The sequence below is a fragment of the Taibaiella sp. KBW10 genome, from assembly GCF_003852495.1.
Lineage (GTDB): Bacteria > Bacteroidota > Bacteroidia > Chitinophagales > Chitinophagaceae > Edaphocola.
In genome coordinates this window covers 86,336-99,357 of sequence record NZ_QAJI01000005.1, presented here as the reverse complement: position 1 = coordinate 99,357, position 13,022 = coordinate 86,336, and the positions used below count along the sequence as shown (strand labels likewise).

Genomic DNA, 13,022 nt, shown 5'->3' with positions numbered 1-13,022 from the left:
TTAAACTTAACTTAACTTCGGACATCTAAAAAGCACATTTAAAATAGATAAAACATTATGAAAAAATTAATTGTCGCTGCATTAATGGTCCTCGGGACTAGCCTGGCCACACAGGCACAGAAATACTGCGTGATCGATTCCAAATATATCCTGGATAAAATTCCGGAATATAGTGATGCGCAAAAACAACTGGACAATATATCTGATGGCTGGCAGAAAGAAGTAGATGCAAAAATGCAGAGTGTAGACCAAATGTATAAAAGCTACCAGGCAGAGCGCGCCATGCTTTCTGAGACGATGAGGGCTAAAAGAGAAAGCGAAATCGTAACAAAAGAAAAAGAAGCAAAAGATTTACAGAAAAAATATTTTGGCTATGAAGGCGAATTATTCAAAAAACGCCAAAACCTGATCAAACCCATTCAGGATAAAGTATTTAATACCGTACAAACTTTTGCAACTTCAAGAGGTTACGATATGATTTATGATAAATCCGGTGGTATTACCATCTTCTACGCAGACCCTAAACTGGACAAAAGCGAAGAAGTTTTGAAATTAATACCCAATGCGAAAAAATAATTCATATATATTTGCACACATAAAAATTAAAAAATAAAATTAGAAATGAGAAAATTCTTTGTATTAGCCGTTGTAGGAGTATTGATGGCGATTGGTGCAAATGCACAAAAGATCGGGTATGTAAATGCTAATGAATTATTAGCGACAATGCCGGAAATGGTGAAAGCGAATAAAGATCTGGAAGCATACGCAAAAACCTTTGAAGATACCTACAAAACAATGGGTACAGAACTTCAAACAAAATTTGAAGCTTATAATAAAACCGGTAAAACATTGACCGATGCCGTAAGAGAAGCAAAGGAATCTGAAATTGCTGCTTTACAAAAAAGAGTTTCTGAGTATGAGCAATCTTCTCAGGACAAAATCGAAGCAAAACGCAACGAATTGGTAAAACCAGTATTGGATAAAGCGCAAAAAGCGATTAAAGAATATGCGGCTGCCAATGGTTATGATTACATTTTGAATGCAGAAAGCGTTTTATTCGCCAAAGATTCTGATAATGTAACGCCTCAGTTAAAAACAAAATTGGGTGCTAAATAAGGCCTTTTAATATATTTTGTGTATAAAAAACCTCTTCAAGCTTGAAGAGGTTTTTTATTGTATGTACCTTTGTCGGCGCGAAGATTAAGCTATGCTGGATAAATTCATTAAAATAATAGAACAATATAATTGGCGGCATTGCACGGTGCTCCTTGCCCTTAGTGGCGGCGTCGACAGTATGGTCATGGCAGACTTATTCCGGAAGGCAAAGCAGTACTATGCCCGCTCGCCCTATGGCCTGGCTGGTTTTGACTTTGCCATAGCCCACTGCAATTTTCATTTGCGGGGAGCAGACTCCGATGCCGATGCTGATTTGGTGCGTGAATGGGCAGCATTGCATCAGGTGGCCTGCCAGGTTACCGATTTTGATACTACGGCAATTATGGCCGATCAGGGAACGAATGTACAGGTAACCGCCCGCCATATCCGATATGAGTGGTTTGAGCAGGTACGAAAGGAATTGGGATATGATTGTATTGCAACCGCGCACCATCAGCAGGATAGTGTAGAAACACTGTTGATTAATTTCTTTAAAGGAACCGGTATTGCCGGCCTGCATGGCATCTTACCCGAAAAGAAACGCATTATCCGCCCCTTATTATCCTTCAAAAAAGAAGCGATTATTCAGTATGCAGAAACAGAACATATAGCATGGCGCGAAGATAAAAGCAATCAGAAGGACGATTATCTGCGCAATAATATCCGGCATCATTTATTGCCCGCAATAGAACAGGTTTTCCCTAATGCAGTAACAAACCTGTACGCAAATACACAGCGCTTTGCAGAAGTGGAGATCTTATATGAGCAAAGTATAGCAGGGTATAGAAAGAAGTTGTTACAGCAGCAGGGTAGTGAGTACCGTATTCCTTTGCGACGGCTCATGCATTGCAAGCCTTTGGGAACCATCGTATATGAGCTTTTAAAACCCTTCGGGCTCAGCCCGGCACAACTGCCCGATGTACTCCATATGATGCACAGCATATCTGGCCATTATATACCACTGGGCGATTACCGATTGATAAAAGACCGTCATTTCTTTATCCTTACACCTCATAAAGAAGCAGAGAGTGGCCATATACTGATCAAAGAAGATACCAGAACCCTTAGCGGGAAAACATTTACAGTAGAGATACGGCCAGTGGCGGCCATTCCGGATGCCGGCCACATTGGCCCGGATGAGCTCTTTGTCGCAGCAGATAAGCTTACCTTTCCCTTAGTGCTAAGGCCCTGGAGAGAGGGTGATTACCTGTATCCGTTCGGAATGGGGATGAAAAAGAAAAAAGTAAAAAAATTATTGATAGATGCCAAGATACCTTTGCACGAAAAAGAAGATATTTGGGTATTGGAACAGCAGAAAAAGATTATGTGGGTATGTGGTTTGCGCAGCGATGAGCGATTTAAAGTCCCGGACGGGAATACCGCCTTACTGCACCTGAAATTTACCAAAAACAAAGCAATATAAAATTCGGAATAATCATGACGATTGCATCCTTATACGATATATACCTGCAACACCCACAGGTACAAACTGATACACGGAAATTACAGCCGGGCGATTTGTATTTTGCCTTGAAAGGAGCCAGTTTTAATGGCAACGATTTTGTGCAAACAGCCTTAGATGCCGGTGCGGCATACTGCATTGTAGACGAAGCCGCTGCGGTGCTTAACGAGCGCTGCCTGCTTGTTGCAGAAGTCTTGCCGGCCTTGCAACAACTGGCTTTACATCACCGGCGCCAATTTACCATTCCTTTTATCGCCATTACGGGTACAAACGGAAAAACCACCACCAAAGAGCTGGTGACACAGGTGCTGTCTGCCCGATACAAAACCTATGCTACAGAAGGGAACCTGAATAACCATATTGGGGTGCCCCTCACCATTTTGAAAATCCGATCGGATGCGGAAATGGCCATCATAGAAATGGGCGCAAACCATCAAAAAGAAATCGCTTTTTATTGTACAATAGCCGAACCGGATTTTGGCTTGATCAATAATGTTGGAAAGGCGCATTTGGAAGGGTTTGGCAGTGTGGAAGGCATTAAGAAAGCCAAAGGAGAATTATTTGACTACCTCAGGGCACATGAGGGAATGATCTTTATCAATAGCGATCTGGACTATCTGAGTACGATGGCACAAGGAATTAACCGCCAGTACAGCTACGGAACAGCAAATGCTCAGCTCATTGGGAAAGCCTTGCAGGGCGCAGGTTTGCTAAATGTAGCAGTTTTAAGTTCGGGTATGGAGACCAGTATCCAAACCCAGTTGGTAGGCGATTATAATTTGCCCAATGTATTGGCCGCCATTGCGATCGGAACCTATTTTGATATGGATATTGATACCATAAAGCAGGCCTTGGAGCAATATGCCCCTTCTAACAGCCGTTCCCAATTATTACAGCTGGGTACGAATATGATCGTCCTGGATGCCTATAATGCCAACCCTAGTAGTATGAAGCTGGCGATAGAGAATATGGCTGCGCTGCAAACGCCGAAAACGAAATGGCTTATGTTGGGTGCCATGAAAGAAATGGGCGATAGCTGCGCAGAAGAGCATAAAGCGCTCGTGGATCTGGCAGAGCAACTACAATTTAAAGAGGTGATCCTCGTGGGAAAAGAATTTGAAGGAATCGATCATCCTTACCAATGGTTTGAAACCTCGACTGCAGCAGCAGCCTGGTTGGCACAGCTGGACCTGCAAGAAGCGGCTATTCTGATCAAAGGCTCCCGTGGCGCGCAAATGGAACTCGTTTTGGAAGCCCTGAAGAAAGCCTAAAGTAAATTAGGCCTTTAATTTTGGAACATTAACCCTTGAAATATAGTTTAAAATGGGAGATTATGTAGAAATCGTAGGATACTTTGCCATGGCCTTACTCGTCATCTCTTTTATCCCCAAACAACTGAAAATAGTCCGCATCATTAACCTTGTAGGCTGTATTCTTTTTGTTGCCTATGGCATTTTATTAGGTTGGAAATACCCGATCATCATCTCCAATGGCCTTATTGGCCTCATACAGATTTATCACTTATTTCTGGCCAAAAAAACAGCATAAAACATTATTAAACAGTATGTTATAATACGATAAGCACTATCCGGAAGGGTGGTGCTTATTGCATTATAGATGTGAACGTTTTGTGAAAATTATAAATTAATTAAACGTTTGTTTAATTAATTTATAATTTTGCATTTAAACAACCGTTTGATTTTGTATGAGCGAGTATAATGATAAGCAATTGCATATTATGGAAATAGCCTTAGAGTTATTTTCAGAGCAGGGTTTTACGAGGACTTCGGTACGGAATATTGCAGATGCCGCAGAAGTAAACCTGGCCATGATTTCCTACTATTTCGGTTCTAAACAGGAACTGCTGGAAGCCATATTTGAGAAACACTTGTCCGAAAAGACTTCTGAAATAGATGCTATCCTGGTCAATAATACCTCAGAGCCTTTACAGAAAATTGAACGGCTGGTCGATTATTTTATCCTCTCTTTTTATCAGAACAGAAGATTTAATAAGATCATGATCCGCGAGACAACCATCGAGGCGCAAAAGGACTCCGTGATCTTCAGTAAAATCATCAAAAGCAGGATGGATAACAGGAAGATGATTGATGCGGTGATTAAGAAAGGCCAGGAGGCCGGCATCTTTAGGAAAGATGTGGATGTAATCATGCTTGCTTGTATCATGATTGGTGCCATCAACCATATCATCAGCAATACCCCTTATTACAGTTTAGTCTACAATATTCCCGACAACGATGGCGAGGCATATAAAAATAAAGTGATCAAAAAATTAAGTAAAGAATTAAAAACAATGCTAAAAGCATATTTAACAAATGATACAGAAAAATAAGTTATCCGTATTTGCATTCGCTGCACTCATGGCTATGTCTTTAGACGCTTTGGCTCAGGAAAAAAGAAATATGAGTCTTGAAGAAGCTATTGAACTGGGGGTGAAAAACAACAAATCCCTGAAAAGAAGTGCCGTAGCACTCAACATTGCGAACGCACAGGTAGAAGAAGCCAAAGACCGTCGGCTACCGGATGTGAAGATCAGCGCACAATACATGCGCCTGAACACGCCAAGCATCAGTGGCCCTTTATTAAAATCCCTGGCTTCTGAAGGCGGAGAGCAGTCTTCAGGAAGTTTTAAAGTAAATCAGGTAGCACTGGGAATGGCTACAGCATCCCTTCCCTTATATTCAGGGAGCCGCATTTCCAATGGCATACAAGCTGCGAAATACCTGCAGAAAGCAGCTACCCTGGATGTGGACAATCAGCAGGAAGCCGTGATCCAAAATACGATAGAGTCCTATTACAATTTGTATAAAGCCCAATCTTATCTGAATCTGGTTAAGGAAAATCTTAAGACTTCTAATCAAAGGGCGAAAGATTTTACCAATATGGAAAAAAATGGCCTGATACCGCGTAATGACCTGTTGAATATTCAACTACAGGAAAAAAACATGGAACTGGCTTTGCTGGACGCGGAAAACGATACAAAGATCGCTAATTATAATTTTGACCTTTTATTGGGTATAGACGATCAGACCGAAATCGGGATCGCGAAAGACATCCATCACGAAGTGGTGAATTTGCAGGCGGTAGACAATTTTTCGGTTCAGGCCATGCAAAACCGGAAAGACCTGGCCGCATTAGAAAACCGTGCGGAAGCGGCGGCATACAATACAAAGATTACCAAAGGTGCTTACTTGCCTTCTCTAGCTTTGAGCGGAAGCTATATTGCCGCAGATGTACATAATCTCGTAACCGTACAGAATGCCATGAATGTGGGTGTCGGACTGAGCTATAACATCGCGGATTTGTATAAAAACAAGGCGAAAGTAAAACAAAGCGTAGCGCAGCAAGAAGATATCAAACTGGCACAAGAAGAAATGGTAGATGGTATTAAAGTACAGATCCATAAGGCTTACCAAGACTATCAGGAAAGCCTGAAAAAAGTGGATGTGCTGTCGAGTGCGATAGACCTGGCTAATGAAAACTATAAAATTGTAAAGAACAAATACGATAACAGTTTAGCAACCGCCACAGAGCTTTTAGATGCAGATGCGAGCAAACTGCAGGCCAATGTAAACTATGAATTTGCAAAAGTAGACAGCAAGATCGCATATAATAAATTACTCCTTACCTCCGGTTTGTTAAACCAAACATATTATCCTCAAAAAAAATAATAAATCAGATTATAATCAAAATAAGAAATGGAAAACAATAATTCTCAAAACAGCACAGAAACTTTGCCTAAAAAGAAACAAAGCAAAAAATTTGCTCTGATATTTGGAGCATTAGTAATACTTGGCGGCAGTTACGGTTTTTATAAATACGTGGAATCACAAAAGCATGAAGATACCGATGATGCACAGGTGAGCAGCCGCATCAGCCCGGTTATTCCTAGAGTAGGCGGCTATGTCGCTCAAATCAAAGTACAAGATAACCAATACGTAAAAAAAGGCGATACCTTGTTGGTCTTGGATGATCGGGATTATGCCGTGAAACTGACAGAAGCAGAAGCACAGCTGATCTCTGCAAGAAGCAGCGTGGGTGTAGCCGCTGCGGGCGAATCTGTAACACAAAATAATGTGGTTTCGTCTCAAGCCAATACGAATACAATCGATGCACAGATTGAAAGTGCCAAAGTGAATTTGTGGAGAACACAAAAAGACTATGAGCGTTTTCAAAACCTGATCAAAGATCACTCTGTTACCCAACAACAATTTGAACAAGCAGAAGCAGCATATTTGATTGCCCAAAAACAATTGGGTATACTTAATGCGCAAAAACAAGCTGCAGGTAAGCAAACGGCTTCTGTAGCGGCACAAAGCGGGATTAACCGCGGACAGGTTGCGGTGGCAAATGCTTCTATAGCACAAGCCGAAGCGGGTGTAGTTGCCGCTAAATTGAACCTGAGCTATACTGTAGTCCTGGCTGCTGTAGATGGCCATGTGGGTACCGTAAATATTCAACCCGGACAAATGGTACAACCCGGACAAGCTTTATTCCAGATTATACCGGATGATAAAAAATGGGTGGTTGCTAATTTTAAAGAAACACAATTGACCAAAATGAAAATCGGTCAGAAAGTTTCCCTTAAAGTTGATGCCTATCCAAACCAGGAGCTGGAAGGTACCATAACCTCATTTGCACCGGCCACCGGCTCTAAAACATCTCTGTTGCCGCCGGATAATGCTTCTGGTAACTTTATTAAAACAGTACAAAGGGTACCGGTAAGAATCGACTTTAACACAAATGCCAGCAAGGAATTCCTGAATAAACTGAGTTCCGGTATGAATGTATTTGTCGACGTGCATTTGAAATAAATCTTTAATCATTGATTGAATAAATTATGGAACAAGACTCTTTAGTAGAGTATGGCAGTAGACGGGTCATTATTGTGGTCACCGCTATTATCTGTGCTCTGTTAGAAATCGTAGACACCACTATTGTCAATGTGGCGCTCAACGATATGAAAGGTAATATGGGGGCAACATTGAGTGAGATCGGTTGGGTAATCACAGCATATGCCATTGGTAATGTAATTATCATTCCTATGACCAGCTGGTTATCCCAACAATTTGGCCGTCGCAATTATTTTGCCGCATCGATCATCTTATTCACCATCTGTTCTTTCCTTTGCGGAAATGCCACAACCATGTGGGAACTGATTTTATTCCGTTTCCTGCAAGGTGTGGGCGGGGGTGCCTTATTGGTTACCTCACAAACAATTATTACGGAAGTATTCCCGGCTAAAAAACGGGGTATGGCCCAGGCCTTGTACGGTATGGGTGTCATCATAGGGCCTACATTGGGGCCGCCCCTGGGGGGCTATCTGGTAGAGAACTATAGCTGGCCTTATATCTTCTACATTAATATTCCATTGGGCATCATTGCTGCGATCCTGGCCTTGCAATTTGTGAAGAATCCAAATTACGGTGGCACTAAAAAAAGTGCCAAAGAAGTGGACTGGTGGGGTATTCTTTTCTTATCTGCTGCGGTAGGTAGCTTGCAGTTCGTATTAGAACGCGGGCAGGAATCAGACTGGTTTAGCGACAGCACTATTTTAGCCATGACCATTACCTCTGTAGTTAGTTTTTACCTGTTCTTCTGGCGGGAATTAACCTGTGCGAACCCGATTGTGAACCTGCGGGTACTCAAGGATGGTAACCTGAAAATCGGCGTCATACTGACATTTATCTTAGGCTTCGGTTTATATGGCTCTACCTTTATCATACCACTTTATCTGCAAAGTTCTTTAGGATGGTCGGCCTACCAGGCCGGTTTGATCATGGTGCCTGCCGCCCTAGTGACCGCCTTTATGATGCCTATTGTGGGACAGCTCATACAGCGGGGGGTGAAGCAGCAATACATTGCCGCTACAGGATTTTTGATGTTCTTCATCTATAGCGTTTGGGGACATAATATCCTGACACCGGATACCAGTGGCGACAGTTTTTTCTGGTTGCTTATGTTCCGTGGCTTTGCTTTAAGTATGCTCTTTATTCCGATCACGACGCTCGCACTCAGTACGCTGAAAGGACGCGAAATCGGAGAAGGCGCCTCCTTTACCGGGATGACCCGTCAGTTAGGGGGGTCTTTCGGTGTTGCGCTGATTACGACTTATATGAGTCATCAGAATGCAGTACACAGAGGAGATATGATCAGCAATATTCGTGCGGACAATTTTAATTTCCAGCAGAAATTTGATGGGATGGTCGGTATGTTTATGGGTAAGGGCTTTGCCTTTAACACAGCACAACAAATGGCTTACACTTCTATGGAAGGTACCATTATGAAACAAGCCGCAGTACTTTCTTATATGGATGTATTTATGGGCATTGGCTTGGTATTCCTCATTGGTATTCCGATCATATTATTTGCCAAAAGCAGTAAGGCAAAAGTAGATATGAGTAATGTGCATTAGGCACATTACTCATATTGATCGAATGGTATTTTTGAAATAATTCGATTATCTTTACCTTTCTAATCAATATGGAAATAATGAAGCATATTTACGCTTTTTGTATCGCTATTGTCTTATTCGGAACAAAAGCATGGGCACAGCCGGTATCTGCTTATACCAATTTTCAGAATCAATTTATGGTTTGGGACAACGGGATCGAAAGAAAAATAGAATCCCTGCTACCGGTTCGTTATGAAATCGGAAGGGTAGCAGTACCTTATCTGGACAATACCAGAAACTTTAAAATCTACAGTAAAGGCGGGGTGCAGTTAATCAACCAGGGATTTACAAGTGATTTTAAAGTAACGGACAACCTGGTCGCCTATCGTAATAATAATGCCTTATTTGTCTGGGAAAACGGAACCACTACCAGATTGTCAAACTATATATCTACGTATACGGTAGGAGATAGTGTGGTGCTGTTTTTCGATAATGTACGCTCCGTCTACAAAGCATATTATGGGGGCAACCTTTACGAAATAGAATCGTTCCTCGGTGGTGGCAATAACATGACTGTAGATTCTAATGCTGTTAATGATGGATTGAGTATTGCGGATGGACAATTACCCTCTGTAAAAGTATCCGATAATATTGCTGCTTTTATTACCTATGCCAACAGGTTCAAAGTATTTTATCATGGAGAGACGACAGAATTGGAAACCTTTACGGTAACCAGTTTTGATGTGGGCCGTAATATCGTGGCCTATGTAGATGCCAACCGTAATTTCAAGGTATTTTACAATGGAGAGGTTAATGAGATAGAATCATTTACCCCTGCAAGTTATAAAGCCGGCGATAATGTGATGGCCTATATAAGTAATGACGGAAACTTTAAAATATTTTACAATGGAGAAGTCAATACCGTAGGTTATTTTTCTCCGGAATATAAAGTAGGGGACAATATTGTAGCCTACAAAGATGCGAGCGGTTACTTTAAAGTATTTTATAAGGGCAAGATTTATACCCTGGATGCTTACTATCCGCAGAGCTACAAGATTTCCTACAACTCCTTAGCTTACGTAAACGCAGCGGGTATGTTGCGCCTGTTCTCAGAAGGAGAAGTATACGATGTAACCAATGCAAGCACTGCTGATTGGCGTTTGGATTATGATGTGATCCAATACCGCTTCGGACAGAATATGTACAAGATATTTTATAAAGGAAAAACACATTGATCTCCGGATCATCTTATAAAAAAGCGTGAAAGAGTATCTCTTTCACGCTTTTCTTATGTAAAGCATTTTTAGTCTGTTTCAATCGCTTTAAAGACCATAAGCGGAACATTGGTATAAAAAGCCAATTGCTTGGTTACTGATCCTTTAAACAGAGAAGCCAGGAAGCCGAGTTTATGCGTTATGGATAACAGCATCTGGATCTCATTATTGTTGATGTAATGGCTTACATGAGCCACGACATCCTCTTCTCCGATAAATTCAATTTTAGCATGTACATCATCAAACATAAGATGAGTAGCCGTTAATCCCGATTGTATATTTTGCGGATTCACCCGATGGCTTTCATCCGCCACATTCAGGATCACTAAATTTGCATTCAGGTCTTTTATAATACTTTTAATGCCTTCATAAGGCGTTTCATCCAGAATGCCGGCTTTAAATTTCATAGAAAGCGCCACATTTTTTACGTGTTCAAATTTTGCCTTAGACGGTACGATGAGCACCGGGCAGGGAGAATCGCTGGCGATGCGGAGGGTATTGCTGCCAATCAGTTTTTGTTCAATCGTATTTTTGCCGGTTATACCCATAACAATGAGGTCTGCTTTATGTTTCTCCACAAGTTTCAGTACTTCCTCAATTAAAAAACCATCTCCGGCAATTAGTTCCAGTTTAATGTCTTGACCAGCCAGGGGGATCAGGGTATCCGCCAGATGCTGTAGTTGGGAGTTAGCCTCTGCCCGAACAATATCCACTCCGTCATCCAGGATCTGATAGGATCCACCATAGGTATAATAGAGCAATATCTTTTCTACTTGTGCCTGCTTTGCCATTTGTGCGGCATATTCTGCGGCGTTGATGGAAGTAAGCGAGAAGTCGACAGGAACAATCATTGTTTTCATAAAATACGCATTTGTTGATACCGTAAATTTCGGCTTTTTCGATCAGGTAAAATGTGATAAATCTCACAAAATAAAATGTTCATCATAATTTTACATTCGGCAGACCAGTTTCTCCGGATTCCGTAAAGCCATCTTCATACTTAATTCCTTAGTTTTGTAACGCAAATCATAAATAAGTATGCTTACAGATCTGGAAATAGCCCAAGAAGCTCCTATAAAACATATTCGCGACATCGCAACCATCCTGCATATTCCGGCAGATGATCTGGAATACTACGGAAAATATAAAGCGAAACTGCCCCTATCCTTTATTGACGAAGCAAAGGTGCAGCAAAGCAATTTGATCCTCGTGTCTGCCATTACACCCACACCTGCAGGAGAAGGAAAAACAACTGTGAGTATCGGATTGACCGACGGTCTGAATAAGATCGGTAAAAAAGCAGTAGCTGTGCTTAGAGAACCTTCCCTGGGGCCGGTTTTTGGCATTAAAGGCGGTGCTGCCGGCGGTGGCTACTCTCAGGTAATTCCTATGGTAGACATTAACCTTCATTTTACCGGAGATTTTTCCGCTATTGAAAAGGCCAACAATTTATTGTCTGCTTTAATTGATAATAACCTGCAGAACAAAGTCAATAACTTAGGAATCGATCCGCGTACCATCGTTTGGAAGCGGGTTATGGATAATAATGACCGTGCCTTACGCAATATCGTGATCGGTCTGGGTGGAAAATCGAACGGTATTCCCCGGGAAGATGGATTCAATATTACGGCCGCTTCAGAAGTGATGGCGATTGTGTGCCTGGCCAAAGATTTTGAAGATCTGAAAAACAGGCTGGGCAGTATTTTTGTAGGGTACACCTTCGATAAAAAACCCGTTTTTGCCCGTGACCTTAAAGCACAGGGCGCTATGGCGATTCTATTAAAAGATGCGATAAAACCCAATCTGGTACAGACGCTGGAAGGTAATCCCGCGATTATACATGCCGGGCCTTTTGCCAATATTGCACAAGGAACCAACTCTATTATTGCCACCAAAACAGGAATGTCTTTGGCGGATTATGTGGTGACAGAAGCCGGATTTGGTGCGGATTTGGGTGCAGAAAAGTTTTTAGATATTAAGTGTCCTACAGCAGGTATCGCCCCAAAAGCAATGGTATTGGTGGCGACTATTAGAGCCCTTCGCCATCATGGTGGTGCGACTAAAGATGCTTACAATACCCCCGATCTGGTAAAAGTGGCCAATGGCTTTGCCAACCTGGAAAAACATATTGAAAACTGTAAAAAGTTTGGGCTAAATCCTGTGGTTGCCATTAATCATTTTCCTGCCGATAGCGAAGCCGAAATCAATTTCGTGATTGATAAATGCACGAGTTTGGGGGTCAAAGCGGTGGTGTCCAAAGGATTTGCAGAAGGCGGAAATGGGACTAAAGCATTGGCTGCTGCGGTTGTCGCGGCTGTAGAAAGTGGGGAGAACCATTATCACCAGTTGTATGACTGGAATTTAAGCATAGAAGAAAAAATCAACATCATAGCCAAAGAAATATACGGTGCCGCAGAAGTGGTCTTTAGTGCAGAAGCCAGAACACAGATGAAAACCTTTACAAAATTGGGCTTTGATCGTTTCCCTATTTGCATGGCAAAGACCCAGAAATCTTTTTCTGATGATGAGAAAAAAGTGGGCAGACCAGAAGGGTTTATTATTAATGTAAGGACCTTTGAAGTCGCTGCCGGTGCGGGTTTCATTATTCCCATCATCGGTCAGATGATGCGTATGCCCGGTCTGCCGGAAATACCTGCTTCCGATGGAATGGATATCGATAACCATGGTATCATAACCGGCTTGTCCTAATAAAATACAA

Annotated in this window: 12 protein-coding genes; 11 read left to right on the top strand and 1 reads right to left on the bottom strand. The window is 41.9% G+C overall.

Going from position 1 to position 13,022, the window contains the following annotated elements; genetic code table 11:
* The first annotated feature begins 57 nt into the window (after window positions 1-57).
* The 10 genes from DBR32_RS11015 (at window position 58) to DBR32_RS10970 (ending at window position 10,264) form a co-directional block, all read left to right on the top strand.
* Window positions 58-576 carry an OmpH family outer membrane protein gene (locus DBR32_RS11015; protein ID WP_124636392.1) on the top strand — a complete coding sequence of 173 codons (519 nt, stop codon included), beginning with the start codon at window positions 58-60 and terminating at the stop codon, window positions 574-576.
* A gap of 45 nt (window positions 577-621) precedes the next feature.
* Complete coding sequence (locus DBR32_RS11010) at window positions 622-1,116, top strand: OmpH family outer membrane protein (RefSeq protein WP_124636391.1); 495 nt, start codon at window positions 622-624, stop codon at window positions 1,114-1,116.
* A gap of 91 nt (window positions 1,117-1,207) precedes the next feature.
* Window positions 1,208-2,578 carry a tRNA lysidine(34) synthetase TilS gene (gene tilS, locus DBR32_RS11005; RefSeq protein ID WP_124636390.1) on the top strand — a complete coding sequence of 457 codons (1,371 nt, stop codon included), beginning with the start codon at window positions 1,208-1,210 and terminating at the stop codon, window positions 2,576-2,578.
* Between the two features lie 14 nt (window positions 2,579-2,592).
* Window positions 2,593-3,888: a UDP-N-acetylmuramoyl-tripeptide--D-alanyl-D-alanine ligase gene (gene murF / locus DBR32_RS11000; protein ID WP_124636389.1), complete on the top strand. Its 1,296-nt coding sequence runs from the start codon at window positions 2,593-2,595 to the stop codon at window positions 3,886-3,888.
* A 52-nt stretch (window positions 3,889-3,940) separates the two neighbouring features.
* The gene (locus DBR32_RS10995; protein WP_124636388.1) at window positions 3,941-4,165 is read left to right on the top strand and encodes a uroporphyrinogen decarboxylase; all 225 of its coding nucleotides are present in this window, start codon (window positions 3,941-3,943) and stop codon (window positions 4,163-4,165) included.
* A 157-nt stretch (window positions 4,166-4,322) separates the two neighbouring features.
* A complete protein-coding gene (locus DBR32_RS10990; RefSeq protein ID WP_124636387.1) occupies window positions 4,323-4,967 on the top strand; it encodes a TetR/AcrR family transcriptional regulator in 645 nt (214 codons plus the stop codon).
* Complete coding sequence (locus tag DBR32_RS10985; protein ID WP_124636386.1) at window positions 4,951-6,306, top strand: TolC family protein; 1,356 nt, start codon at window positions 4,951-4,953, stop codon at window positions 6,304-6,306. Before DBR32_RS10990 ends, DBR32_RS10985 begins: the two co-directional genes overlap by 17 nt.
* Before the next feature lie 27 nt (window positions 6,307-6,333).
* Window positions 6,334-7,449, top strand: a complete 1,116-nt coding sequence (locus DBR32_RS10980) for an HlyD family secretion protein (protein ID WP_124636385.1) — start codon at window positions 6,334-6,336, stop codon at window positions 7,447-7,449.
* Between the two features lie 26 nt (window positions 7,450-7,475).
* A complete protein-coding gene (locus DBR32_RS10975; RefSeq protein ID WP_124636384.1) occupies window positions 7,476-9,050 on the top strand; it encodes a DHA2 family efflux MFS transporter permease subunit in 1,575 nt (524 codons plus the stop codon).
* Window positions 9,051-9,127: 77 nt separating this feature from the next.
* Window positions 9,128-10,264, top strand: coding sequence for a hypothetical protein (locus tag DBR32_RS10970; RefSeq protein WP_124636383.1), 1,137 nt, complete (start codon window positions 9,128-9,130; stop codon window positions 10,262-10,264).
* A 68-nt stretch (window positions 10,265-10,332) separates the two neighbouring features.
* Here DBR32_RS10970 and DBR32_RS10965 read toward each other — a convergent pair whose 3' ends face one another.
* Entirely contained in the window at window positions 10,333-11,163 is an 831-nt protein-coding gene (locus DBR32_RS10965) for a universal stress protein (RefSeq protein ID WP_124636382.1), read from the bottom strand.
* 178 nt (window positions 11,164-11,341) lie between these two features.
* Between DBR32_RS10965 and DBR32_RS10960 the strand changes: the two genes are divergently transcribed.
* Window positions 11,342-13,012 (top strand): formate--tetrahydrofolate ligase, encoded by a 1,671-nt coding sequence (locus DBR32_RS10960; RefSeq protein WP_199724465.1) that lies wholly within the window; start codon window positions 11,342-11,344, stop codon window positions 13,010-13,012.
* The last annotated feature ends 10 nt before the right edge of the window (window positions 13,013-13,022 follow it).